17 protein-coding genes are annotated in these 25,635 nt (G+C 69.5%); 9 read left to right on the top strand and 8 right to left on the bottom strand.

The window, feature by feature from the left end:
* The first annotated feature begins 24 nt into the window (after positions 1-24).
* The 5 genes from ACN675_RS03590 (at position 25) to dxs (ending at position 7,663) form a co-directional block, all read left to right on the top strand.
* Positions 25-2,025 carry an APC family permease gene (locus ACN675_RS03590; RefSeq protein WP_420749547.1) on the top strand — a complete coding sequence of 667 codons (2,001 nt, stop codon included), beginning with the start codon at positions 25-27 and terminating at the stop codon, positions 2,023-2,025.
* Positions 2,022-3,314, top strand: a complete 1,293-nt coding sequence (locus ACN675_RS03585) for a class I SAM-dependent RNA methyltransferase (RefSeq protein ID WP_420749546.1) — start codon at positions 2,022-2,024, stop codon at positions 3,312-3,314. The genes ACN675_RS03590 and ACN675_RS03585 overlap by 4 nt, the downstream gene beginning before the upstream one ends.
* A gap of 126 nt (positions 3,315-3,440) precedes the next feature.
* Complete coding sequence (locus tag ACN675_RS03580; protein ID WP_420749545.1) at positions 3,441-3,902, top strand: MarR family winged helix-turn-helix transcriptional regulator; 462 nt, start codon at positions 3,441-3,443, stop codon at positions 3,900-3,902.
* Positions 3,902-5,476, top strand: coding sequence for an MDR family MFS transporter (locus tag ACN675_RS03575; protein WP_420749544.1), 1,575 nt, complete (start codon positions 3,902-3,904; stop codon positions 5,474-5,476). The genes ACN675_RS03580 and ACN675_RS03575 overlap by 1 nt, the downstream gene beginning before the upstream one ends.
* Positions 5,477-5,728: 252 nt before the next feature.
* A complete protein-coding gene (gene dxs / locus ACN675_RS03570; protein ID WP_420749543.1) occupies positions 5,729-7,663 on the top strand; it encodes a 1-deoxy-D-xylulose-5-phosphate synthase in 1,935 nt (644 codons plus the stop codon).
* 115 nt (positions 7,664-7,778) lie between these two features.
* Here dxs and ACN675_RS03565 read toward each other — a convergent pair whose 3' ends face one another.
* The 6 genes from ACN675_RS03565 to ACN675_RS03540 all read right to left on the bottom strand — a co-directional run bounded on the left by ACN675_RS03565 (position 7,779) and on the right by ACN675_RS03540 (position 18,813).
* A complete protein-coding gene (locus ACN675_RS03565; protein ID WP_420749542.1) occupies positions 7,779-9,218 on the bottom strand; it encodes a sugar porter family MFS transporter in 1,440 nt (479 codons plus the stop codon).
* 113 nt (positions 9,219-9,331) lie between these two features.
* Complete coding sequence (locus ACN675_RS03560; RefSeq protein ID WP_420749541.1) at positions 9,332-11,563, bottom strand: 3-hydroxyacyl-CoA dehydrogenase NAD-binding domain-containing protein; 2,232 nt, start codon at positions 11,561-11,563, stop codon at positions 9,332-9,334.
* Positions 11,564-12,784: a thiolase family protein gene (locus tag ACN675_RS03555; protein WP_420749540.1), complete on the bottom strand. Its 1,221-nt coding sequence runs from the start codon at positions 12,782-12,784 to the stop codon at positions 11,564-11,566. It abuts the gene before it with no gap.
* 176 nt (positions 12,785-12,960) lie between these two features.
* Entirely contained in the window at positions 12,961-15,873 is a 2,913-nt protein-coding gene (locus tag ACN675_RS03550) for an FAD-binding and (Fe-S)-binding domain-containing protein (RefSeq protein WP_420749539.1), read from the bottom strand.
* 6 nt (positions 15,874-15,879) lie between these two features.
* A complete protein-coding gene (locus ACN675_RS03545) occupies positions 15,880-17,013 on the bottom strand; it encodes an enolase C-terminal domain-like protein (RefSeq protein WP_420749538.1) in 1,134 nt (377 codons plus the stop codon).
* Between the two features lie 6 nt (positions 17,014-17,019).
* Positions 17,020-18,813 (bottom strand): thiamine pyrophosphate-requiring protein, encoded by a 1,794-nt coding sequence (locus ACN675_RS03540; protein ID WP_420749537.1) that lies wholly within the window; start codon positions 18,811-18,813, stop codon positions 17,020-17,022.
* Positions 18,814-18,986: 173 nt separating this feature from the next.
* On the opposite strand from ACN675_RS03540, the gene ACN675_RS03535 reads away from it, so the two are divergent.
* The gene (locus ACN675_RS03535; RefSeq protein ID WP_420749536.1) at positions 18,987-20,801 is read left to right on the top strand and encodes a glycoside hydrolase family 15 protein; all 1,815 of its coding nucleotides are present in this window, start codon (positions 18,987-18,989) and stop codon (positions 20,799-20,801) included.
* Positions 20,798-21,820 (top strand): SDR family oxidoreductase, encoded by a 1,023-nt coding sequence (locus ACN675_RS03530; protein ID WP_420749535.1) that lies wholly within the window; start codon positions 20,798-20,800, stop codon positions 21,818-21,820. The genes ACN675_RS03535 and ACN675_RS03530 overlap by 4 nt, the downstream gene beginning before the upstream one ends.
* 78 nt (positions 21,821-21,898) lie before the next feature.
* On the opposite strand, the gene ACN675_RS03525 is transcribed toward ACN675_RS03530, so the two are convergent.
* Positions 21,899-23,134: an HRDC domain-containing protein gene (locus ACN675_RS03525; RefSeq protein WP_420749534.1), complete on the bottom strand. Its 1,236-nt coding sequence runs from the start codon at positions 23,132-23,134 to the stop codon at positions 21,899-21,901.
* Between the two features lie 63 nt (positions 23,135-23,197).
* Positions 23,198-23,773 carry a DUF3000 domain-containing protein gene (locus ACN675_RS03520; RefSeq protein WP_420749533.1) on the bottom strand — a complete coding sequence of 192 codons (576 nt, stop codon included), beginning with the start codon at positions 23,771-23,773 and terminating at the stop codon, positions 23,198-23,200.
* Positions 23,774-23,914: 141 nt separating this feature from the next.
* Here ACN675_RS03520 and hemE point away from each other — a divergent pair, with 141 nt between their 5' ends.
* Positions 23,915-25,012, top strand: a complete 1,098-nt coding sequence (hemE, locus tag ACN675_RS03515; RefSeq protein WP_420749532.1) for a uroporphyrinogen decarboxylase — start codon at positions 23,915-23,917, stop codon at positions 25,010-25,012.
* The coding region (locus tag ACN675_RS03510; RefSeq protein ID WP_420749531.1) for an FAD-dependent oxidoreductase at positions 25,009-25,635 on the top strand (627 nt) is incomplete at its 3' end. The genes hemE and ACN675_RS03510, both read left to right, overlap by 4 nt.

Below are 25,635 nucleotides of genomic sequence, written 5' to 3'. Positions count from 1 at the left end.
CGTGCGACGGCTTAGGCTTTGCGAGTGTCCAAGCTTTCGACCGCCACGAAGCGGTTGTTGTTGGGTAGGCCGTTCCGTAGCGACACGCTCGGCCACACCCTGTTGCCGAAGCGGATCGCCTTGCCGGTCTTCGCGTCGGACGCATTGTCCTCGGTGGCGTACGCGCCCGAGGAGATCTTCCTCGTCCTGTCGGTCGCCGGCATGTCGGCCTTCGTGTTCGCGCCGTGGATCGGGGTGATGGTCGCGATCGTGCTGGCCGTCGTCGTGGCCAGCTACCGGCAGAACGTGCACGCCTATCCGTCCGGAGGTGGCGACTACGAGGTCGCGACCACCAATCTCGGCCCGACCGCCGGCCTGACCGTCGGCAGCGCCCTCATGGTCGACTACGTGCTCACCGTCGCGGTGTCGATCTCGTCGGCCGCGGCGAACATCGGCTCGGCGGTGCCGTTCGTCGCGCAGCACAAGGTGCTCTTCGCGATCATCGCGATCGCGATCCTCACCGCCGTCAACCTGCGAGGTCTGCGTGAGGCGGGGACCGCATTCGCCATCCCCACCTACGCGTTCATGTTCGGTGTGCTGGTCATGCTGATCTGGGGCCTGACCCGCATCTTCGTGCTGGAGGAGGACCTGCAGGCCGAATCGGCGGGCTTCGCGCTGACGGCCGAACAGTCGAACCTGACGGCGATCGCGTTCGCGTTCCTCCTCGCGCGGGCGTTCTCCTCGGGTTGTGCCGCGCTGACCGGTGTCGAGGCCATCAGCAACGGGGTGCCGGCGTTCCGTAAGCCCAAGTCGCGCAACGCGGCGACGACCCTGCTGATGCTGGGAGGCATCGCGATCACGTTGTTCCTGGGCATGATCGTGCTCGCAGAGAAGATCGGCGTCGTGATCGCCGAGGACCCGGCGACCCAGCTGCAGGGCGCCCCGGAGGGATACCACCAGAAGACGCTCATCGCGCAGCTCGCGGAAACTGTCTTCGACGACTTCCCGCTCGGCTTCTACCTGGTCACCATCGTCACCGCCCTGATCCTGGTGCTCGCCGCCAACACGGCGTTCAACGGGTTCCCGGTGCTCGCATCGGTGCTGGCCCAGGACCGGTATCTGCCCCGCCAGCTGCACACCCGTGGCGATCGCCTCGCGTTCAGCAACGGCATCCTGTTCCTGTCGGGTGTCGCGATCGTGTTCGTGTGGGTGTTCGACGCCGAGGTCACCCACCTCATCCAGCTCTACATCGTCGGGGTGTTCGTGTCGTTCACGCTGAGCCAGACCGGCATGATCCGGCACTGGACCCGGCACCTGGCGACGGAGACCGATCCGATCCAGCGCCGCCGCATGGTCCGGTCGCGCGTGGTCAACACGATCGGCCTCGTCATGACCGCGACCGTCCTGGTCATCGTGCTCGTCACGAAGTTCGTTGCGGGCGCGTGGATCGCGGTCCTCACGATGATCGCGATCTTCGGGCTGATGAAGGCGATCCGCCGGCACTACGACAGCGTCGCCGCGGAACTCGAAAACACCGAATGGGACGGTGTGCTGCCGAGCCGCACCCACTCGATCGTTCTCGTCTCGAAGATGCACCATCCGACGATGCGCGCGCTCGCGTACGCGCGGGCGACCCGCCCGGACACGCTCGAAGCGGTCACCGTGAACGTCGACGACGCGGACACCCGCCAGCTGGTGCGGCAGTGGGAGAGCAGCGACATCACCGTGCCGCTCAAGGTCGTCGAATCGCCCTACCGGGAGATCACGCGCCCGGTGCTCGAATACGTCAAGCGGGTACGACGCGATTCGCCGCGCGACGTGGTGACCGTGTTCATTCCGGAATACGTGGTCGGACACTGGTGGGAGCAGGTCCTGCACAATCAGAGCGCGCTCCGCCTGAAGAGCAGGCTGCTGTTCCAGCCCGGGGTGATGGTCACGAGCGTGCCCTGGCAGCTGCACTCGTCGGCGGATGTACGCAAGGAAAGAATCGACGCGGCACCCGGTGCGGTACGACGCGGACTCGACGATCAGGAGGAACAACGGTGAGCCGGCACGAACGGCAGGTCCCGCGGACGGATTGGTCAGGTCGCCGGATCGAGGTGATCCTCGGCAACCCCGCCCACGGCGGCTCGACCGTCGCGCGCTACGAGGGGCGGGTCGTGTTCGTCCGGCACGGGTTGCCCGGCGAACGGGTGATCGCGGTCGTCACCGAGGATCGCGGTGGGTCCTACTGCTTTGCCGACGCGGTGCAGATCCTGGAGGCCTCGCCCGATCGGGTGAACCCGGTGTGCCCGATCTCGGGGCCGGGCGGCGCCGGCTGCTGCGATCTGTCCCACGCGAGCGTGCCCGCGCAGCAGCGGATCGGCGCCGCGGTGGTGGCGGAACAGTTGCGCCGGCTCGGCGGGATCGACCGGCCGGTCGAGGTCGAATTGCTTCCCGGCGGTGAGCCGGACGGCACCCGATGGCGGACCCGGGTGCGCCTGGCCGTCGACCGGGTCGGAAATCCGGGCTACCGCCGGCACCACAGCCACGACGTGGAGACGGACCTGGCGTGCCCGCAGATCGAGGCGCGCGCGTACGTCGGGCTCACCGACCGGGTGTGGCAGCCCGGCGCCGAACTGCAGGTGGTGCTGGACGCAGACGGCGAGCGGCACGTCGTGGAGATCGCACCGCCGCACGTCTCGCGGACCGGTCGCCGCAGTCCCGGTCGCCGGGGTGCGTCGGCGCGGCGCGCGGCGGCGAGTGCGCCGCGCGCGGAGAAGGTGATGGAGGGCTCGGGCCGCCCGGTCGAACGGGTCGGGACGCGGGAATGGAGGCTGTCCGCGACCGGATTCTGGCAGGCACACCGCGGCGCCGCCGCGACCTATTCGCGGGTCGTGGGGGAGTGGGCCGATGCCTCCGCGGGAGCGACGGCCTGGGATCTGTACGGCGGGGTCGGTGTGTTCGCGGCCGCGCTGGCCACCCAGGTCGGTGAGGGAGGCCGGGTCGAGTCGGTCGAGTTGTCGCGCAGTGCGATCGACGACGGTGCTCTCGCCCTCGCGGACCTGCCGCAGGTGCGGTTCCATCACGGGCGGGTCGAATTGACGGTTGCGGATCTGCCGCGTCCGGAAGTGGTGGTGCTGGATCCGCCGCGCGCCGGCGCGGGCCGCGAGGTGATCGAGAGGATCACCGCAGCGGGACCGGAACGGATCGTGCACATCGGATGCGATGCCGCGTCGTTCGGTCGCGACGTGGGTCTGTATCGCTCGCACGGCTTCGAACTCGCCGATCTGCGGGTGTTCGCGGCGTTCCCGTCGACGCACCACGTGGAGTGCCTGGCGCTGTTCACGCGCTGACCGTCATCCGAGAATCCCGGCACGATGCCCGTGCCGGGATCTGTCCGTTTTGTTAGTAATTGCTTGCAGCAATCAACTAACGTATAGTTGCATGACGCAAGCAATTGATTCGAACGGAGTAGTGGGATGGCGGTTCCCTCGGACACGGCAAGCGCCCTGGTCGACGTGATCTTCATGCTCGGCCGCACGGTCCGGACCGCACTGTCGCAGATCGACGAGGAAGCGCTGCCCGCCGCGTTGGTGGGGGTTCTCTTCCTGTTGTGGCGCGCCGGCGAATGCCGGCAGAACGAACTCGCCAGCGAGATGTGTGTGAGCCAGTCCGCCTTGAGCCGCCAGATCGGGGAGCTCGTCGAGCGGGGCTACATCGACCGGCATCCCGACCCGGACGACAAACGCGCCCACCGGGTGCGGGTGTCCGATACCGGTGTCGAGTTGCTGCGCGGGGTCCGGGACCGCCGCGCCGCGCGCCTGAAGGACGCACTCGCCGGCTGGGACGAAGCCGAAATGGACGACGCACTGCGGGTGCTCGGCCGCCTGAACGACACGCTCGCACCCGTTCTCACCGATAACGCACGAAGGACCGCCTGATGACGCAAACGACACACGGAGCACCGGGGACACATCCGGGTGACTCGATGACACACCGGGAGATCCTCGAAGCCCTCGCCGGCCTTCTCGCCGCGCTGTTCACCGCGATGCTCAGCAGCACCATCGTCGCGACGGCGCTGCCCACCATCATCGGCGACCTGCAGGGCAGCCAGACACAGTACGCGTGGGTCATCACCACCGCCCTGCTCGCGAACGCCGCCAGCACCCCGATCTGGGGGAAGCTCGCCGACCTGTTCAACAAGAAGACGCTCGTGCAGTCTGCGATCGTCATCTTCGTCGCCGGTTCGCTTCTCGCCGGTGTCGCCCACAACGTGCCGGTCCTGCTCGCCGCCCGCGTCGTCCAGGGCCTGGGCATGGGTGGTCTGACCGCGCTCGTCGTCGCGATCATCGGCACGATCATCTCGCCGCGCAACCGTGGCCGCTACTCCGGCTACATGGGCGCCGTCATGGCGGTGGCGATGTCCGGCGGCCCGATCCTCGGCGGCGTCATCGTCGACAGTCCCCTCGGCTGGCGCTGGTGCTTCTATGCGTGCGTGCCGATCGCGGTGATCTCCCTGGTGCTGCTGCAGCGCACCCTGCACATCCCCACGGAACGCAAGAGCGACGTGCGCATCGACTGGCTCGGCGCGACCCTGCTCACCGCCGGCGTCAGTGTGCTGCTGGTCTGGGTTTCGTTCGCGGGCTCGAGCTTCGAGTGGTTCTCCACCGAATCGGCCCTGTACGTGATCGTCGGCGTCGCGCTGCTCGTCGCCACCGTGATCGTCGAGTCCAAGGTCGCCGATCCGGTCGTCCCGCTGAAGATCATCACCGAGCGCACCACCGGGCTGGCGATCATCGCCTCCGTCGCCGTCGGTATCGGCCTGTTCGGCGCCACGACCTTCCTGGGTCAGTACTTCCAGACCGCGCGCGGCTTCAGCCCCACCGAGGCCGGCATCCTGACCATCCCGATGGTCGCGGGCACGCTCGTCTCGTCGGTCGTCTCCGGTCAGCTGATCACCCGCTTCGGTGAGTGGAAGGCCTTCCTCATCGGCGGCGCCGTCCTGCAGTTCGCCGGTTTCGCGCTCCTGGGCACGATCGATCACGCCACGTCACTGTGGCTGATCGGGGTGTACATCGCGATCGTGGGTCTCGGCACCGGCATGCTCATGCAGAACCTGGTGCTCGCCGTGCAGAACACCGTCAGCGTGCGCAACATCGGTGCGGCCAGCAGCTCGGTCGCGTTCTTCCGTACCTTCGGTGGTGCGATCGGCGTGTCCGTCCTCGGCTCCGTCCTCGCCACCCGGGTCGCCACCCTGTCGGCCGAGGGCTTCGCGAAGATGGGCATCGAGACCGGTTCGGGCGCCGGCGGCGGCAACCTCGACCTGGGCGCTCTGCCGGAGCCGGTCGCGGCGATCATTCGCGGCGCCTACGGGGACGCCACCGGCCTGCTGTTCCTGGTCGCCGCTGCGTTCGCGGTCGTGACCCTCGTTGCGGTGGTCCTCATCCCGAAGCGGCAGCTGCGCACCACCATCGACATGGTGCCGGAGGAGAAGGAACCCGTCGCGGTGTCCTGATCCGCCGTCACGACAACCGCATCGAACGCCGTGCACTCCCGGTGCACGGCGTTCGGTGCGTGCGGAGCCGGGTGAACGATCCGTGCACCTCTTTGTGAGGAACCTCACGATGGTCTTGCCGGTGAGGTCATAACCTCATGTGAGACCCGCCGTGAGGCCGGTGTGTGGGCGGAAGTGCTTCCGGCGCTCCGTAGACTGAGTGGAACTGCTCGCGCGCCACCGCGTGAGTCGAGCCGGAGGGAGCAAAACCAGTTGGGTGTCCTTTCCCGCATCCAGTCGCCCGACGACGTGCGGCGGCTCACGCCTGCCGAGGTCAAGGAGCTCGCCGGTGAGATCCGGCGGTTCCTCGTCGAGAAGGTTTCCGCGACCGGTGGTCACCTCGGCCCGAACCTCGGTGTCGTCGAACTGACCCTCGCGCTGCACCGCACCTTCGATTCGCCCCACGACCCGATCCTGTTCGACACCGGCCACCAGGCCTACGTTCACAAGATCCTCACCGGTCGCGCCGACGGCTTCGACACGCTGCGCCAGCAGGGTGGCCTGTCCGGCTACCCCTGCCGGGCCGAGAGCGAACACGACTGGATCGAGTCGTCGCACGCGTCGGCGGCCCTGTCCTATGCGGACGGCCTGGCCAAGGCGTACGCACTCACCGGGCAGCGCGACCGCACCGTCGTCGCGGTCGTCGGCGACGGCGCCCTCACCGGTGGCATGTGCTGGGAAGCGCTCAACAACATCGCCGCCGGCAAGGACCGGTCGGTGGTCATCGTCGTCAACGACAACGGACGCTCCTATGCGCCGACGATCGGTGGTCTCGCCGACCACCTGGCGGCGCTGCGGATGCAGCCGGGATACGAGAAACTTCTCGACAACAGCCGGCGCTTCGTGAAGAAGCTGCCGTGGGTCGGTCCGGCCGCCTACTCGGTGCTGCACGGGATGAAGGCCGGCATCAAGGATGCGATCAGCCCACAGGTGATGTTCACCGACCTGGGTATCAAGTACCTCGGTCCCGTCGACGGGCACGACGAACCCGCGCTCGAGGGGGCCCTGCGTCGCGCCAAGGCGTACGGGGGACCGGTGCTCGTGCACGCGGTCACCCGGAAGGGTGCCGGCTACGCGCCCGCGGAGAACCATCTGGCCGACCAGATGCACGCGACCGGCGTCATGGATCCCCGCACCGGCCGCTCCACCTCCTCGGCGTCGGTGCCGGACTGGACGTCGGTGTTCTCCGACGAACTCATCGCGCAGGCACAGGATCGCGCCGACATCGTGGCGATCACCGCCGCGATGGCCGGGCCGACCGGGCTCGCCAAGTTCGGCGAACGGTTCCCGGGCCGGATGTTCGACGTCGGCATCGCCGAGCAGCATGCGGTCACCTCCGCGGCCGGCCTGGCGCTGGGCGGCCTGCACCCCGTGGTCGCGGTGTACTCGACGTTCCTCAACCGCGCATTCGACCAGTTGCTCATGGACGTGGCGCTGCACAAGCTGCCGGTCACCCTGGTGCTCGACCGCGCGGGTATCACCGGCTCCGACGGTGCCAGCCACAACGGCATGTGGGACTTCTCGCTCCTGGGGATCGTGCCCGGAATCCGCGTGGCCGCACCGCGCGACGGCGCGACCCTGCGGGAGGAACTCGGCGAGGCGCTCGCGGTCGACGACGGCCCGACCGCGCTGCGGTTCCCGAAAGGAGCAGTGGGCGAGGACATTCCGGCGCTCGAACGCCTCGACGGAACGGTCGACGTATTACGGATGCCGGACGGACGCAGCGGCGACGTCCTGCTCGTCGCCGTCGGCGCATTCGCCGGCTTGGCTCTCGAGACCGCCGAACGCCTGGCGCAACAGGGCATCACCGCCGCGGTCGTCGACCCGCGGTGGGTTCTGCCGGTCCCGGCGGCGGTGACCGAACTCGCCCGCAATTTCCGCGTCGTGGTGACCGTGGAGGACAGCGGTGTGCACGGGGGCGTGGGATCTGCGGTGGCGGCTGCGCTCAGTGAGGCCGACCTCGACGTACCCACCCGCGAACTGGGTGTGCCGCAACGGTTCCTCGAGCACGCCTCGCGCGGTCAGATCCACCAGGAACTCGGGTTGACCGCGCAGGACGTGGCGCGTCGTATCACCGGATGGGTCGCGGGTCTCGACTCCGCCGATGCGGCGGAATCGGTCGAGGAACGCAACCGCGGCGTCGGCTGACCCGCTGCTCCGCCGCCTCCGAACACGCCACCGCTCGTGCGTGTTTTCGGTAGCAGGCGCTACCGGAACCGCGCACGAGCGCGGGGGTCTGCCGGCCCCGTCGCGCAGTGCTGCGTCAGGTGTGCATCTCCTCGAGCTCCATGCCCTTCGTTTCCGGGATCTTCGCCTTCACGAAGAAGAACGACAGCAGCGCGAAGAACGCGAACAGGCTGTAGAGGAACCACAACCCGACCGTGCCCGTCAGAGGCGGGAAAGCCAGGGTGACAGTGAAATTCGCCAGCCAGTTCGCGGCCGTGCTCAAACCCAGAGCGACGGCGCGCATCCGGTTGGGGAACATCTCGCCGAGCATCACCCACATGATCGGGCCCCACGTGGCGGCGAAGAACACCACGAACATGTTGGCGCCCACGAGCGCGACCGGACCCCACGGGCTGGGCAGTTCGACGTTCTCGCCTTCGCCGATCGCCTGCGAGAAGGCGACGGCCGCGAGCACCAGGCTCACGAACATCCCGATCGAGCCGACCATGAGCAGGATCCGTCGCCCGATGCGGTCCACGAACAGGATCGCCACGAATGTCATGGCCACGTTGATCACCGACGTGATCACCGAGGTGGTGAAGGACTGGTTCTCGGTGAACCCCACCGACTTCCACAGGGTGGTCGAATAGTAGAAGATCGCGTTGATGCCGACGAACTGCTGAAAGATCGCCATGATGATGCCGATCCACACCAGCGGCTGCAGGCCGAACCGCGGACCGCGGATGTCCCCGAACGAGCGCGTCGACTCGCGTCGGAGCGTCAGCCGGATCTCGTGCACGCGTTCGTTCGGCCGGAGCTCGCCGGTGATGTTCGCGAGGATGTCCGCGGCCTCCTGGTCCAGGTTCTTGCCCACGAGAAAACGCGGCGACTCCGGAATCATCAGCGCCAGAATGCCGTACACGAGAGCGGGAACGACGCCGACGAGGAACATCCAGCGCCACGCCTCGAGGCCCCACCACAGATCGTTCGACGGGCCGCCGGCGGCATTCTGCAACACCGCATCCGACAGCAGGGCCGCGAAGATACCGATGGTGATGGCGAGCTGCTGCAGCGAGGCGAGCGCGCCGCGATAGCGGGCCGGTGCGATCTCGGAGATGTAGGTCGGAGCGATTACCGACGCGATGCCGATGCCGAGGCCGCCGATCACACGCCACAGCATCAGATCCGGAACACTGAACGCGTACCCGGAGCCGACCGACGAGATCACGAACAGTGCGGAGCCGAGCAGCATCACCTTCTTGCGGCCCCACCGGTCGGCGAGTTCCCCGGCGAACCAGGCGCCGACCGCGCAACCGAGCAGGGCGATGGCGACGGCGAAACCGGTGAAGAAGTCGCCGAGACCGAAGTTCTCCTGGATCGAGTCGACCGCCCCGTTGATGACCGAACTGTCGAAGCCGAACAGGAATCCGCCGACGGCCGCGGCGACCGTCACGGCGATGACCTTGGCTGCGTGCCCACCGGAAGGTTGCGTCATGGGGCACCTACTTTCGTCGGGCGTCGCTGCCGCGCTGTCCAAGTCGAATCAACGCTACGCCGGAAGTGCCTGCTCGCACGGCCGTTTGTGCAACGACGGCGCATCACCGTGCGGTGATGCGCCGTCGTCGGGTGCCGGTTCGTCGGTGCCGGAGGTCAGCGGGGGACGCTGGCGACTCCCGGCTCGAGGAATCGCTTGCCGTTCACCGCTTCCGAGGTTCCGGTGCGGTCCAGGTACGGGGTGATGCCACCGTTCCAGAACGCGAAACCGCCACCGAGGATCAGGCACAGATCGATGTCCTGCGGCGCCGCGACCACGCCCTCCTCGAGCATGATGCGGATCTCCTCGGCGAACGCGCGGCGGGTGCGGTCGAGCACCTCGTCGGCGGTGGAGGGCTTGTCGCCCTGCGGCCACAGCGCGGCGACCTCGGGATCGACGATCTGGCCGTTCTCGCCGTAGGTCCACACGCCGGGCTTGCGGGCCTCGACGAGGGCCGACAGCCCGGCCGACGGCTTGAACCGATCCGGGTACGCGGCCTGCAGCGTCTCACCCGTGTGCAGGGCGATCGCCGGGCCGACGAGCGCGAGCAGCGTGAACGGGCTCATCGGCATGCCGAGCGCGGCCACCGCGTTGTCCGCGACGTCGAACGGGGTGCCCTCGTCGACCGCGGCGATGACCTCACCGAGCGTGCGGGTGACCAGGCGGTTGAACACGAAGCCCGGTTTGTCGCCGCACAGCACCGCCGACTTCTTCAGGGCCTTCGCGGTCGCGAACGCCGTCGCGAGGGTCGCGTCGTCGGTCTTGTCGCCCTTGATGACCTCGAGCAGCGGCAGGACCGCGACCGGGTTGAAGAAGTGGAAGCCCACGACCCGCTCCGGGTGCTGCAGATCCGCGGCCATCTCCGTGATCGACAGCGACGAGGTGTTGGTCGCCAGGATCGTCTCGGGGGAGATGTGCTGCTCGAGTTCGGCGAACACGCTCTTCTTGACGTCCATGTTCTCGAAAACGGCTTCGATGACGAAGTCGGTCTTCGCGAACGCGGCCTTGTCGAGCGAACCGGTCACCAGTGCCTCGAGGCGGTTGGCGGTGTCCGGGGACAGCCGGCCCTTGGCCAGCAGCTTGTCGATCTCGGTGTGGACGTAGCCGACACCCTTGTCGATGCGCTCCTGGTCGATGTCGGTGAGGATCACCGGGACCTGGAGCTGCTTGACGAACAGCAGCGCGAGCTGGCTGGCCATCAGGCCCGCGCCGACGATGCCGACGCCGGTGATCTTGCGGGCCAGTGACTTGTCCGGGGCTCCGGCCGGGCGCTTGGCGCGCTTGTTGACCAGGTCGAACGCGTACAGGCCGGCGCGCAGCTCGTCGGAGAGCAGTAGGTCCGCCAGCGCCTCGTCCTCGGCGGCGAACCCGGCCGCGAGCGACGCCGCGTCGGAGATGTCGGTGCCGCGGGCGGTCTCGAGCAGCTCGATCGCCTTGGCCGGAGCCGGGGCGAAGCCGCGGGTCTTGCCGTCGACGAGCGCCTTCGCGCGGGCGATCGCGGCATCCCAGCCCGCGCCGCGGTCGATCTCCGGGCGGGCGGGGGTGATCTCGCCGGCCAGGACCTTCGCGGCCCAGGCGAGGGACTGCTCGAGGAAGTCCGCCGATCCGAGGACGATGTCCGCGTAGCCGAGGTCGGCGGCCTGCTTCGCCTTGATGGTGCGGCCGTTGTTGAGCGGGTTCTCCAGGATCAGCGTGACCGCAGCGTCCGGACCGACGATGTTCGGCAGCAGCTGGGTGCCGCCCCACGCCGGGACGAGGCCGAGCATGGTCTCGGGCAGGCCGAGGGCCGGCACGTTGTCGGCGACGGTGCGGTAGTGGCAGTGCAGACCCACCTCGAGGCCGCCGCCGAGGGCGAGGCCGTTGACGAACGCGAAGGTCGGGACCTCGGAGGTGCGCAGGCGGCCGAACACCCGGTGGCCGAGCTGCCCGAGCTCGAGGCCCTGCTCCCGGGTGGTCACGGCGGGCACACCCTTGAGGTCCGCGCCCGCGGCGAAGATGAACGGCTTGCCGGTGACGGCGATCGCGGCGGGGTTCGCGGCGAAGGCCTCGTCGAGCGCGGCGTCGAACGCGAGCAGACCCTTCGGGCCGAACGAGTTCGGCTTGGTGTGATCGAAACCGTTGTCGAGGGTGATCAGCGCGACCTTGCCCTCGATGCCGGGAACGGACACCAGCTTCGTGTACGCGTTGGTGACAACCTCGTCGGCGAAAGCGGTGACAATTCCCGTCGCTTCGCTCGCCCCGTTGACAATTCCCGTCGCTTCGCTCGCCCCGTTGACAATTCCCGTCGCTTCGCTCGCCCCGTTGACAATTCCCGTCGCTTCGCTCGCCCCGTTGGTAATCCCGGTCATCTACTTCTCTCCCGCCTGGTAGTCACTGTGGTTGGGGTTCTCCCAGATGACGGTGCCGCCCATGCCGAGGCCGATGCACATGGTGGTCAGGCCGTAGCGGACGTCCGGATTCTGCGCGAACTGGCGGGAGAGTTGGGTCATCAGGCGCACACCCGAGGATGCGAGCGGATGGCCGCAGGCGATGGCGCCGCCCCACTGATTGACGCGCGGGTCGTCGTCGGCGATGCCGAAGTGCTCGAGGAACGCGAGGACCTGCACGGCGAACGCCTCGTTGATCTCGAACAGGCCGATGTCCTCGATCTTCAGGCCGGTCCGGGCGAGCACCTTCTCGGTCGCGGGGACCGGGCCGATGCCCATGACGGCGGGATCGACACCCTGGAACGCGAAGCCGACCATCCGCATACCGACCGGCAGGCCCAGTTCGGCGGCGGTGTCCTCACCGGCCAGGATGCACGCGGTCGCGCCGTCGTTGAGACCGGCGGCGTTACCTGCGGTGATCCGGCCTGCGGTGCGGAACGGCGTCTTGAGCTGGGCGAGGTCCTCGACGGTGGTGCCGGGGCGCGGCGGCTCGTCCTCGGTGGCCAGGCCCCAGCCGTTCGCCGAACGGGTGGCGACGGGCGTGATGGTGTCGGCGATGAAGCCGGCCTTCTTCGCGGCGTCGTACTTGTTCTGCGACGCGACCGCGTAGGCGTCGGTGCGCTCCTTGGTGATCGACGGGAACCGGTCGTGCAGGTTCTCGGCGGTGTTGCCCATGACCAGCGCCGACGGGTCGACCAGGCGGTCCGCGAGGAAGCGCGGGTTCGGGTCCGCGCCCTCACCCATCGGGTGGCGGCCCATGTGCTCGACGCCACCGGCGATGACGACGTCGTACTGGCCGAAGCCGATACCCGACGCGGTGGTGGTCACGGCGGTCATCGCGCCGGCACACATGCGGTCGATCGCGAAACCGGGAACGGTCTCGGGCAGACCCGCGAGGATCGCCGAGGTGCGGCCGATCGTCAGGCCCTGGTCACCGGTCTGCGTCGTGGCCGCGATCGCGACCTCGTCGACGCGCTCCGGCGACAACTGCGGGTTGCGGCGCAGCAGCTCGCGGATCGCCTTGACGACCAGGTCGTCGGCACGGGTTTCGGCGTAGATGCCCTTCGCCCCGGCCTTGCCGAAGGGGGTGCGGATGCCGTCGACGAACACGACGCCGCGTTGCGTTGAGGTGGTTGGAGCCACGCTGATTCCTCCTGATGGAGCGATGCTCTCGTCTCGTCACAGTCCGCGACGAGCGGTGGGTTCCGGCCGTGGAAGGTCCGACGCATGAGAGCCTACCCGACGTTACCGCCGAGTAACTTATCACCTTCGGCACAGGTGGGAGACGCGGTTGCACGGTTGTGATGCCATGGTGTCGATCACGTGTCCGAGCCGCTGCGGACCGCGGCCGCGAGCAGCTGCGCGGCGTGCTGCGGGGTCGCGGAGGGCAACAGGTCACGGATCTGTGTACGGCAGCTGAACCCGTCCGCCAGAATCGTCGTCGCCGTATCGGCCGCTCGGATCGCAGGCAGCAACTTGTCCTCGGCGCACGCGACCGACACCTCGTAGTGGCCGGCTTCGAATCCGAAGTTCCCGGCGAGCCCGCAGCAGCCGGCGTCGAGAACGGTGGTGTCCACACCCGCGTGGTCCAGCACCGTTGCGTCGTCGCGGTAGCCCATCACCGCGTGCTGGTGGCAGTGCGGCTGAATCAGCGCCGACACCCCGAGCGCGCGCGGCGGGCGCCAATCCGGCACCCTCGCCTGCAGCAACTCCCCGAGGGTGAACGTCTGCGCCGCCAGCCGCCGGGCGTCTTCGTTGCCGGGCATCAGCTCGGGCAGATCCGACCGGAACACCGCCGCGCAACTCGGCTCGAGCACCACGACGGGAGTGCCGGAACGCAGGACCGGAGCGAGCAGCCGCAGGGTGCGGGCGAGCACCTTCTGTGCGATCGCGAGCTGTCCCGTCGAGATCCACGTCAGGCCGCAGCAGACGAACTCCTCGGGCACCTCGACAGCGAAACCCGCGGCCTCGAGCACCGTCACGGCGTCCCGGGCGATGTCCGGCTCGAAGTTGTCGGTGAACGTGTCCGGCCACAACACCACCGGCCCGTGCACTCGGTGCGGCGCCGGCGGCTCGCGCAACCTCCACCACTGCGTGAACCGCTGCCGGGCGAACCGCGGGAGAGTTCGCCGAGGGTCGATCCCCCCGGCGCGGGCGAGCAGCGGCGACACCCCCCGCGCATGGGCGGCGGCGTTGACCACGGAGGGTGCCGCCCCGGCGACTCGCGCCAACACCGGCAGCCAGCCCATCGAATAGTGCGCGCGGGGGCGCACCCGGCCGCGGTAGTGGTGGAACAGGAACTCGGCCTTGTAGGTGGCCATGTCGACGTTGACGGGGCAGTCCGACAGGCAGCCCTTGCAGGCCAGGCACAGATCGAGTGCGTCGCGGACCGCCTCCGAGCGCCATCCGTCCGTGATGACCTCGCCGTTGAGCATCTCGAAGAGCAGCCGGGCGCGACCGCGGGTGGAGTGCTCCTCCTCGCCGGTGGCCCGATAGCTCGGGCACATCACCCCCGACTCGTGACCGCGGCACTTGCCGACGCCCACACACCGCGCCGCGGCGCGCGAGAAGCGGTGGTCGTCGTCCGGGAACCCGAACCGGGTCGCGGGTTCGAGCGGCAGGTACGCAGAACCCTGACGCAGGTTCTCGTCGAGCCGATAGGGCGCGACGATCTTGCCGGGATTCATCCGGTTACCGGGATCGAACAGGTTCTTGAGCTCCCCGAACGCGGTGACCAGCCGGTCGCCGAACATGATCGGCAACAGCTCCCCGCGGGACTGGCCGTCGCCGTGTTCCCCGGACAGCGACCCGCCGTACCCGACGACCAGGTGTGCGGCGTCCTCCACGAAACGGCGGTAGCGTGCGACTCCGGGCGCAGTACGCAGATCGAAGGGGATGCGGGTGTGCACGCAGCCGTGGCCGAAGTGCCCGTACAGCGACGCGGTGCCGTAGTCGTACCGGTCGAGCAGATCCCGGAAGTCCCGCAGATAGTCGCCGAGACGGTCCGGGGGGACCGCCGCGTCCTCCCAGCCTTCGTGGGTCTCCGGCCCGTCCGGGGGATAGGCGGTGGCGCCGAGTCCCGCCTCCCGCGCGGCCCACACCTTCTTCTCGAGGGCCGGGTCGTCGAGCACGCGCGTGGACGCCGACCTGTCGCGTTCCAGGTGCGCGATCATCGCGCGGGCCCGCTCGTCCGACTCGTCGGTGCTGTCGCCGGTGAACCGGGCCAGCAGCCACGCGGATCCCTCCGGGAGTTCGGCGAGCGCCTTCTCGGCGAGGTGCTTGCTGTGCTCGAGCGCAACGAGCCGGTGGTCGATGCCCTCGAGCGCGGCAGGATCGTGTTCGAGCACGAGGGGCACCGCGTCCGCGGCCTCGACGATGTCGCCGAATCCCGCGACGACGAGCGTCTCGGCGGCCGGGACCGCAACCAGATCCAGTTCGGCGCGCAGCACCGTCACCAGGGTGCTCTCCGAACCGGTGAGCAGTCCCGCCACGTGGAAACCGTTCTCCGGCAACAGTGAATCGAGGTTGTAGCCGGACACGCGCCGCGGGATCCGCGGATAGCGGGTGCGGATCTCGTCGGCGTACGAGTCGCGCAACCGGCGCAGCCCCCGGTAGATCTCGGCGCGCCGGCCCCCGGCGGCGACGATCCGCTCGAACTCGTCGTCGTCGGTGGCCCCGACCCACATCCGCAGCCCGTCGTGGGTGAGCACCTCGAGGCGGCGCACCGAATCGACGGTCTTGCCGTACGCCTGGGCGGTCGAGCCGCACGAGTTGTTGCCGATCATGCCGCCGATGGTGCAGCTCACGTGCGTCGAGGGCTTCGGGCCGAACATCAGGCCGTTCGGGTCGAGACGGTTGTTGAGCGCGTCGAGCGCGATCCCGGGTTCCACCTGCACCGTGCCGGCCTCGGCGTCGACCGACAGCACGCGGTGGCAGTACTTGGTCCAGTCGAGCACCACGGCGGTGTTGCAGCACTGACCGGCCAGACTCGTGCCGCCACCGCGGGAGAGCACCGGCACGTCGCGTTCGTGGCACACCGCGACCGCGGCGACCGCGGCTTCCGGAGTCCGGGGCACCACCACACCGATGGGTACCTGACGGTAGTTCGACGCGTCGGTCGAGTACGTGGCGCGTGAACCGGGGTCGAACCGGACCTCGCCGTCGACGCGGTCCCGCAGGTCCTGCTCGAGCGCGGCGAACGGCAGCGTGGACCGGTGTAGTTCGGAAGTCATTGCCGGTCAATCCTTTCCGGCGGTGTTCGGGTGGGGTCCGTGCACGCGGTACCGGTCGATGTCGCCCACCCGCAGCGACAGACCGTGTCCCGGTGCATCCGGATCGGGGCGGAGGAATCCACCGGTGGGGTCGAGGTCGCCGTCGAAGAAGAGCGCCTCGATCCGGACGTGATCGTGGAACCATTCGAGATGTCGCAGGTTCGGGGTGGCGGCGGCGACGTGCACGTGCAGGTGGGGTGCGCAGTGCCCGGAAATGTCGAGGTGGTGGGATGCGGCGACCGCGGCGACGCGCCGCCATTCGGTGATCCCGCCGCACCGGGACACATCGGCCTGCAGGCAATCGACCGCGCCGGCGGAGCACATGCGGCGGAAGTACGTCAGGTCGTAGCCGTATTCGCCGGCGGTGACGTCGGCGTCGATCGCATCGCGGACGCGCCGCAGTCCGTCGAGGTCGTCGGAGGAGACCGGTTCCTCGAACCATCGCACCCGCGCGTCCGCGGCGGCCGACGCGACCCGGATCGCCTGCTTGACCCCGTACGCCCCGTTGGCGTCGACGAACAGTTCGGCATCGTCGCCGATCGCGTTGCGGGACAGCTCGATACGAGCGAGATCGCGGTCGGTGGCGGCGCCGCGGTCCTGGCCGATCTTGATCTTCACCCGGGGAATCGCCTGGACGTGCACCCAGTATTCGAGCTGGGCGGTGAGCCGGTCCGCGTCGTAGGTGGTGAAACCACCGGAGCCGTACACCGGAATCCGGTCGTGCACCGCCCCGAGCATCCGGTGCAACGGCAGTCCCAGCAATCTCGCCGCGAGGTCCCACAGGGCGATGTCCACCGCGGAGATCGCGCACGCCGCCACCCCGGGGCGGCCGGCGTTGCGCACCGCCCGGTACATGCGCTCGTACGCGCGACCGGTCGCGAACGCATCGCACCCGAGGACCCGCCCGGCAAGGAGATCGGTGACCACGTCGGCGCAGGCCACCGGCCCGTAGGTCCATCCGGTGCCGACCCGCCCGCCCGCGGCCGCGCGCACCAGCACGAGGGTGGTGGACGTCCACGCGAGTGTGCCGTCCGCCTCCTCGGTGTCGGTGGGCACGGTGTACGCCGTTGCGGTGATCTCCTCGATCGGTGCGTCGAGCACGCCGGCTCATCCGTTCTTGTGCGGCAGGAACTCCTGCGCCTTCGTCGCCAGGCCGGTCGTGACGAATCCCCACGCGTCCTCGTCGCCCTGCAGGACCGCGGCGGTCGTGGACTTGAACTGATCCCAGGTCGCGTGGGGCGGGATCGGTGGCATGTCCGGATCGGTGTGCACGTCCAGGAGGGTCGGGCGATCCGCGGACAGTGCCGCCTCCCACGCCCCCGACAGTTCGTCCGGAGTGGTGACGGTGACGCCACCGAGACCGAGACCGGCTGCGAAGGACGCGTAGTCGACATCCGGAAGCGTCTGGGATTCGACGAATTTCGGTGCGCCGGACATCGCCCGCATCTCCCACGTGACCTGGTTGAGGTCGTTGTTGTGGAGGACGGCGACGATCAGCCGTGGATCGTCCCACTGCTGCCAGTACCGTTTGACGGTGATCAGCTCGGCGAGGCCGTTCATCTGCATTGCCCCGTCGCCCGCGAAGACGATCACCGGGCGGCCCGGATGCGCGAACTTGGCGCCGATGCCGTAGGGCACACCCGGTCCCATCGTCGCGAGGGTCCCGGACAGCGATCCGCGCATCCCGGACCGGAATTTCAATTGCCGCGCATACCAATTCGCGGCCGAGCCGGAGTCCGCCGTGACGATCGCGTCGTCGGGCAGGCGTGTCGAGGCCTCGGCGAACATGCGCAGCGGGTTGATCGGATCGGCGTCCACCGCGGCCTGCTTGTCCATCGTCTCCCACCAACGGGTGACGTCGGATTCGATCTTCTCGCGCCAGGTCCGGTCCTCCTTGCGCCGCAGATGCGGAATCAACGCGCGCAGAGCGCTTTTCGCATCCGCGACGACGTTCACCTCGTACGGATAGCGCATACCGATCATGCTGCCGTCGATGTCGATCTGCACCGCCCGGGCCTGCTCGAAACCGGGCAGGAACTGGGTGTACGGGAAGCTCGAGCCGACGGTGAGGAGGGTGTCGCAGTCCCGCATCATCTCGTAACTCGGCCGGGTGCCCAGCAGACCGATCGCACCGGTTACCCAGGGCAGTTCGTCGGAGAGCACGTCCTTGCCGAGCAACGCCTTTGCAGCACCCGCACCCAGCAGATCGGCGACCTGCGCGACCTCCTCGTGGGCGCCCCGCGCACCCTGTCCGACCAGCATCGCGACCTTCGTGCCGGCGTTCAGCACATCGGCGGCCCGGCTCACGGCGTCGGCGTCCGGATCCACGGCGGGACGGTCGAAGCCGACGCTGGACGGCACCATCTTGAACGCGTGGGCGGGCGGGGAGTACTCCAGTTCCTGTACGTCCGCCGGAATGATCAGGGCGGTCGGGGCCCGCCGGGTCAGCGCCACCCGGAACGCGCGGTCGAGGACGTTCGGCAACTGCTCGGGCACCGTCACCATCTGCACGTAGTCGGAGGCGACGTCCTTGTACAGGCTGAGCAGATCCACCTCCTGCTGGTAGGACCCGCCCATCGCACTGCGGTTGGTCTGCCCGACGATCGCGACCACCGGAACGTGATCGAGTTTGGCGTCGTACAGGCCGTTGAGCAGATGGATCGCGCCGGGCCCGGAGGTCGCCATGCACACCCCGACCCGATCGGTGAACTTCGCGTAGCCGACGGCCTCGAAGGCGCTCATCTCCTCGTGGCGGGACTGGACGAACTGCGGATCGTCGTCGGCGCGTCCCCAGGCGGCGAGGATGCCGTTGATCCCGTCCCCGGCGTAGGCGAAGACGTGCTTCACCCCCCACGCGCGCAGACGTTCGAGCAGATAGTCGGAAACCTTCTGGCTGGACATCGGACGGGTCCTCCTCACGGATCGACGGACCGACATCGGACTCGGTTCGGGTTCCCCGCTCCACCGCGTCTATTCACCACCGGAACCACCGATTTGCTCGAGCACCGTTTGAGCCGGTTCCCCGCCGGGAATCCCGATCGGAACGGTCTCCACACGGCAGGAAGGAAATGCCGATGGCGGATCCGGCTGGGTGCCGCGAGAGCACCGCGCCGGCGCCGGACGACTCGACCGGGCACGACCACCGACTCCGGCCGCACGTGCTGCGCGACTACGCGCTCATCGCGGACGGGGAACGCGGCGCGCTCATCGGCCCCCGCGGGGATCTCGCGTGGATGTGCGCACCCCGTTGGGACAGCGACTCGGTGTTCTCCTCCCTGCTCGGTGGCCCCGGCGCCTATGTCGTCGAACCGGACAGTGCCCGCTACACGTGGGGTGGCTTCTACGAAGACCGCACCCTCATCTGGCGCAGCCACTGGGTCACCGCGACCGGCATCGTCGAATCGCGGGACGCGCTGGCCTTTCCCGGCGACCCGCACACCGCGATCGTGCTGCGCCGTATCGTCGCCGTCGACGCCGACGCGCAGGTCGACGTCGAGCTGCTCGTCGCCGCCGGGTTCGGTGCGGCTCCCATGGACACGATCACCGCCGGATCCGGCGTGTGGACGATGCGGGCCGGCCCGTTGAGACTCCGCTGGACCGGCGCGCCCGACGCACACGTCCACGACGGCCGGCTCGCCGCGACCGTCCGGCTACGGTGCGGGGATTACCACGACCTGGTGCTGGAACTGAGCGATCGGACCCTGCCCGATCGTCCGCCGGACCCCGACGAACTCTGGACCCGCACCGAACACGCCTGGCACAGCGCACTGCCCCCGGTCGAAGGCACCCTCGCCGACCGCGACGCGCGATTCGCCTCCGCGGTGCTGCGGGGCCTCACCGGTGGCAGCGGCGGCATGGTCGCCGCCGCGACCACGTCGCTGCCGGAGCGGGCCGAACAGGGACGCAACTACGACTACCGCTACAGCTGGATCCGCGACCAGTGCTACGCCGGTGTCGCTGTCGCGACCGCGGGCCCGCATCCTCTCCTCGACACCGCTGTCGGATTCGTCTCCGAACGACTCCTCGCCGACGGCGAGGAGCTGAAACCCGCCTACACCGTCGAGGGCGGTCGGGTGCCCGACGAGAAAACCGTGGACCTGCCCGGGTACCCGGGAGCGGACGTGCGCGCCGGCAATCACGTCAATGCCCAGTTCCAGCTCGACGTGTTCGGCGAGGCGCTGGTGCTGTTCGCCGCCGCGGCCCGCCTCGACCGGCTCGACACCGTGCAGCACAGGGCGGTCGACGTCGCGGTCGAAGCGATCGAGAAGCACTGGCGCGACGCCGACGCGGGGATCTGGGAGCTCGACGACCGGTATTGGGCCCATTCCCGGCTGATCTGCGCTGCGGGTCTGCGTTCGATAGCGAAGCACGGGCCGGCACGGCTCTCCGGCCGGTGGAACGCGCTCGCCGACACCCTCGTCGCCGCCACCACCGAGACCTGCCTGCACCGGACCGGCCGCTGGCAGCGTGCACCCGGTGACGACCGGGTCGACGCCGCGCTGCTGTTGCCGGCCATCCGCGGTGCCGTCCCCGCGCACGATCCTCGCAGCCGGCGGACCCTCGACGCCGTGCGCGCCGACCTCGGTCGCGAGGGCTACGTCTATCGGTTCCGGCACGAGAAGGGCCCGCTCGAGGCGGCCGAAGGCGCCTTCCTGCTCTGCGGATTCGTGATGGCCCTGGCCGAGCACCAACAGGGACACCGGACCGCCGCGGCGCGGTGGTTCGAACGCAACCGCTCCGCGTGCGGCTCTCCGGGACTGTTCACCGAGGAGTTCGACGTCGAACAACGTCAGCTGCGCGGCAACCTTCCGCAGTGCTTCGTCCACGCCCTGCTGTTCGAATCCGCCCATCGACTGGCCGAGGATCCCGGCCGAGAGGAATCGTCATGACCGAGATGCCGACGCAGGTTGTGGTGGTCACCGGCGCCACCGGTGGTATCGGCCGGGCGGTCGCCCGCGCCTACGGTGCCCGCGGTGCTCGGGTGGCGCTGCTGGCCCGCGGCGAAACCGGCCTGGACGCGGCCGCCCGCGACGTCACCGCCGCCGGCGGCACCGCGCTGCCCATACCCACCGACGTCGCGGACCCGGACCGCATGGAGGCGGCGGCGAGCCGGACCGAGGACGAACTCGGACCCATCGACGTGTGGGTGAACGTGGCATTCACCTCGGTGTTCGCGCCCGCGACGGAGATCTCGGCGGCCGAGTACCGCCGTGTCACCGAGGTGAACTACCTGGGCTACGTGTACGGCACCTGTGCCGCACTGCGTCGGATGAAACTCCGGAACCGCGGCTCCATCGTGCAGGTCGGCTCCGCGCTGGCCTACCGGGGCATCCCCCTGCAGAGTGCGTACTGCGGTTCCAAGCACGCCATCCAGGGCTTCACGGAATCCCTGCGCTGTGAACTGTTGCACGAGCACAGCGGCGTACACGTGACGATGGTGCAGATGCCCGCGGTGAACACCCCGCAGTTCTCCTGGGTGCGTTCGCGGCTGCCGAAACGGGCGCAGCCGGTACCGCCGATCTTCCAGCCCGAGGTCGCCGCGCGTGCGGTGCTCCACGCGGCCGACCACCCGCAACGCCGTGAGTACTGGGTGGGGGCGAGCACCGCCGTGACCCTGGCCCTCAACGCGGTCGCTCCCGGTCTGCTCGACCGGTATCTGGCCCGGACCGGCTACGCCTCGCAGCAGACCGAGCGACCCCGTGACCCGGACCAGCCGGAGAACCTGTTCACCCCGGCCGACGACGAGCAGGGACGGGACTTCGGTGCCCACGGAGCCTTCGACGAGCGTGCGCACTCACACAGTCCGCAGATGTGGGCCTCCCAGCACCACGGTGTGCTCGGGGGTGCCGCAGTCGCGGTCGCAGCCGGTGCCGCGGCGATCGGCGTCGGTCGACGCCTGCGCCCGTGAGGCGGTCCCGGAATCACGTCTCCGACATGGCCCCGGAATCACGTCCCCGAGACGCGGTTCCGGAAACGATCGTTCCGATCAGGCCGTCAGAACGGTTGCCAGCCTCGGTGCCACGACTTCCCGCTGCCACGGCCGGGCGCCGCCGTCGGCGAATCGCATCGCGATGTACTCGGTGACGTCGGCGCCGGGGACCGGGTCCCAGTCCCAGCACAACCGCCGCACGAGTTCCGGACTGATCAGATTCTCGACCGGAACCTGCACGGACTCGCTGATCGCGGTCAGCTCCGTGCGGGCAGCGGTCAGGCGCGCCGCCGCCTCCGGATGATGACGCGACCACCGGTTCGCCGGCGGGGGACCGACGAACGGCTGCGCGAGGGGCGGCAACTGCGACTGGGGCAGCGCGCGGGCACGTTCGATCGCGCTCAACCAGACCCGGGACAACCGGCGTTGCCGTGGGCCACCGAAGACCGGTAGCGCGCGCAGTTCCTCGGGGCTGCGCGGATCGGCTTCCGCGGCCGCGATGATGGCGGAATCGGGAAGCACCCGGCCCGGCGCGATGTCGCGGCGGGCCGCCATCTCGTCGCGGGTCGTCCACAACTCCCGCACGATCGCGAGGCGCCGCGGATCCTTCAGGGTGTGGATCTTCGACGTGCGCCGCCACCGGTCCGGTTTCGGTGCCGGCGGCCCCGCCGACCGCACATGCTCGAACTCCTCGGCGGCCCACCGCGACTTCCCCTGCCGATCGAGTTCCTCGGCCATCGCATCCCGCAGGTCGACGAGGATCTCGACGTCCAGAGCCGCGTAGTTGAGCCACGAGTCGGGCAACGGCCGGGTCGACCAGTCCGCGGCACCGTGGCCCTTGCGCAGCTCGAAACCGAGCATGCGCTCGACGATCGCGGCGAGCCCGACCCGCTCGAACCCGGCGAGCCGTCCGGCCAGTTCGGTGTCGTACACCGAGTCCGGGTGCAACCCCAGCTCCGCCAGACACGGAAGGTCCTGGTCGGCGGAGTGCAGAACCCACTCCAGCCCGTTGATCGCCTCGGCGAGCGGCGTGAGCGCACCGGCGGTGGGGATCGGATCGATCAGCACCGTTCCGGCCCCGGTGCGTCGCAGCTGGATCAGGTAGGCACGCGACGAATAGCGGTAGCCGGAGGCGCGTTCGGCGTCGACGGCGAGCGGCCCGGTTCCCGTCGCCAGCACAGCCGCGGCGGCGTCGACACCGGCCGCGGTGGTGATCACATCCGGGACACCGTCGCGCGGGGTGAGCAGGGGAACGGGTGTCCGCACGGACTCGTTTTCTTCTGCTACCGACATGAAATGGACTCTAGACCGATTCGGAGCGGTCGAGCGCGGACTGTCGGGACCGGTGCCCCCACGTCAGCGCGGGAGGCGCACCACACCGACCGGTGGAAGGCCCGCCGCATACGCGAGGACCTCGCAGAACGCTTCCACGTGTGGACCCAGCTCGCCGGACAGGGGAGTCCACGACGCCCGCAATTCCAGTTGGTGGGCCCGCGCGGGTCCGGCGATGTCCCCGAACCGCACCGAACTCGTGGATGTGACCGTGCCGCCGAGCGCCGTCAACGGCTGTCCGTGCGCCTCGAGCGCGTCGACGAGCCAGCTCCACGCGACCTCCGGGAGCAGCGGATCGGCAGCCAGCGTCGCGTCGACGTCCGCCTGGATGTAGGCCACCAGCCGCATCGTGCCGTCCCAGGCCTCGTCGCCGGACGGGTCGTGCAACAGGATCAACCGTCCGAACGCGTCGCCTTCGGACTCCTCGGGCACCGGCCCGGATTCGTCGTGCAGCACCTCGGCGCCCAGCGCGTAGCTGAACGGGGCCAGTCGTTGGGGCGGCCGGATCGGACCGACCTCGATCTCCGGGCGCACAGTCGCCGCGTTCATCGCTTCGATCGCGGCGCGGAACTGAGCGGGTTCGGCGGGCGAGGTGGTCACGACTGCGGACGTTAGTGCCGGTGATGCACAGCACGCGGGAGGCGCGCCGATTCCGGAGGCCCACGGTGGCGTGGCAGCATGGGCAGCATCCCGTGCCCGCCGTGGCGGGTACCGAACCATGCTCCTGGAAGACGAGGATCGATGACCGGCCTGGAAGACACGAACGTCGGCTCCACCACCCCCGCGGAGTACCCGAGCCGACGCCGGCTCGACACGGCCCCGTTGCTGGCCGCAGCGCGCGGCGCCGAGCCGACCCACCGACCGGTGTGGTTCATGCGCCAGGCAGGCAGATCGCTGCCCGAATACCGGGAGATCCGCGCAGGAATCGGCATGCTCGAATCCTGCTTCCGGCCCGAGCTGGTGTGTGAGATCACCCTGCAGCCGGTCCGTCGCCACAAGGTCGACGCCGCCATCCTCTTCTCCGACATCGTCGTGCCACTCAAGGCCGCCGGCATCGACCTCGACATCGTCGCCGGCACCGGTCCGGTCGTCGCGAACCCGGTCCGGTCCGCCGCGGACGTCGCCGCGCTGCCGACCCTCGAAGCCGAGGAGGTCGGGGCGGTCGCGCGCGCTGTGGGATTGCTCACTCGCGAGCTCGGCGGCACCCCGCTGATCGGGTTCGCCGGCGCGCCTTTCACTCTCGCCTCGTATCTCGTCGAGGGCGGACCGAGCCGCAACCACGAGCGCACCAAGGCACTCATGCACTCCGATCCCGCGACCTGGCACGCGCTGCTCGGCCGGCTGGCGGACATCACCATCGCCTTCCTGCAGGCACAGCTGCACGCGGGCGTCGACGCGATCCAGTTGTTCGATTCGTGGGCAGGGGCGCTCTCGCTCGCCGACTACCGCGAGTACGTACTGCCGCACTCGCAACGGGTGTTCGCCGAGATCGAGGCGGCCGGGGTGCCGCGCATCCACTTCGGGGTCGGCACCGGCGAGCTGCTCGGAGCGATGGGCGAGGCCGGCGCCGACGTAGTGGGCGTCGACTGGCGCATCCCGCTCGACGTCGCCGCCGGCCGCGTCGGCCCGGGCAAGGGCCTGCAGGGCAACCTCGATCCGGCGATCCTGTTCGCCGGGTGGAACGTGATCGAACGCGAGGTGCGCCGGATCGCCGCCGAGGCGGATCGTGCCCGCGCCGTCGGCGCCACCGGCCACATCTTCAACCTGGGCCACGGCGTGCTGCCCGACACGGATCCGACAGTGCTGACCCGCGTCGTCGAGCTGGTGCATTCGCTGTGAGCACGCCGACCGTCGTCGTCGTGGGCGGTGGTGTCACCGGCCTCGTGACCGCCTACCGGCTGCGGACCAGCCTCGGTGCCGGTGCCCGGATCGTGATCCTGGAACAGTCCGATCGGCTCGGCGGGAAACTGCGCACCGTCCCGCTCGCGGGCGACCCCGTCGACGTCGGTGCCGAGGCCTTCATCGGCCGCCGCCCCGAGATGCCGGCGCTGCTCGACGAACTGGGCCTGACCGATCAGCTCGTGTACCCGGCCGGTGCCCGGCCGCTGATCTACGCGGGCGCCGAGCTGCATCCGATGCCGGGCGGCACCCTGATGGGCATCCCCGCCGATGCGCAGACCCTGGCCGGGCTCGTCGACACCGCCACCCTCGACCGGATCGCCGCCGAACCGAACCTGCCGTTGCACTGGGAACGCGGCGGAGACGTCTCGGTCGCCGAACTCGTCGGGACACGATTCGGCGAGCAGGTGGTGCGGCGCAGCGTCGATCCGCTGCTCGGTGGGGTGTATTCCGGCCTGTCCGACACCGCCGGTGTGCGCGCGACCGTCCCCACGCTCGCCGCGGCACTCGACGACGGGGCACCGAGCCTGAGCGAGGCCGTGCGCCGGGCGTTGCCGCCGCCG

Source organism: Rhodococcus sp. O3 (assembly GCF_048897285.1).
Classification (GTDB): domain Bacteria; phylum Actinomycetota; class Actinomycetes; order Mycobacteriales; family Mycobacteriaceae; genus Rhodococcus.
This window is presented reverse-complemented; position numbering and strand designations above follow the sequence as displayed.

Excerpts from the sequence above, each read along its gene's own strand:
- ACN675_RS03580 (WP_420749545.1), top strand. The coding sequence starts at position 3,441 with ATGGCGGTTCCCTCGGACACGGCAAGCGCCCTGGTCGACGTGATCTTC.
- ACN675_RS03575 (WP_420749544.1), top strand. The coding sequence starts at position 3,902 with ATGACGCAAACGACACACGGAGCACCGGGGACACATCCGGGTGACTCG.
- ACN675_RS03560 (WP_420749541.1), bottom strand. The coding sequence starts at position 11,563 with ATGACCGGGATTACCAACGGGGCGAGCGAAGCGACGGGAATTGTCAAC.
- ACN675_RS03550 (WP_420749539.1), bottom strand. The coding sequence starts at position 15,873 with ATGACTTCCGAACTACACCGGTCCACGCTGCCGTTCGCCGCGCTCGAG.
- ACN675_RS03540 (WP_420749537.1), bottom strand. The coding sequence starts at position 18,813 with ATGTCCAGCCAGAAGGTTTCCGACTATCTGCTCGAACGTCTGCGCGCG.
- ACN675_RS03535 (WP_420749536.1), top strand. The coding sequence starts at position 18,987 with ATGGCGGATCCGGCTGGGTGCCGCGAGAGCACCGCGCCGGCGCCGGAC.
- ACN675_RS03530 (WP_420749535.1), top strand. The coding sequence starts at position 20,798 with ATGACCGAGATGCCGACGCAGGTTGTGGTGGTCACCGGCGCCACCGGT.
- ACN675_RS03525 (WP_420749534.1), bottom strand. The coding sequence starts at position 23,134 with ATGTCGGTAGCAGAAGAAAACGAGTCCGTGCGGACACCCGTTCCCCTG.
- hemE (WP_420749532.1), top strand. The coding sequence starts at position 23,915 with ATGACCGGCCTGGAAGACACGAACGTCGGCTCCACCACCCCCGCGGAG.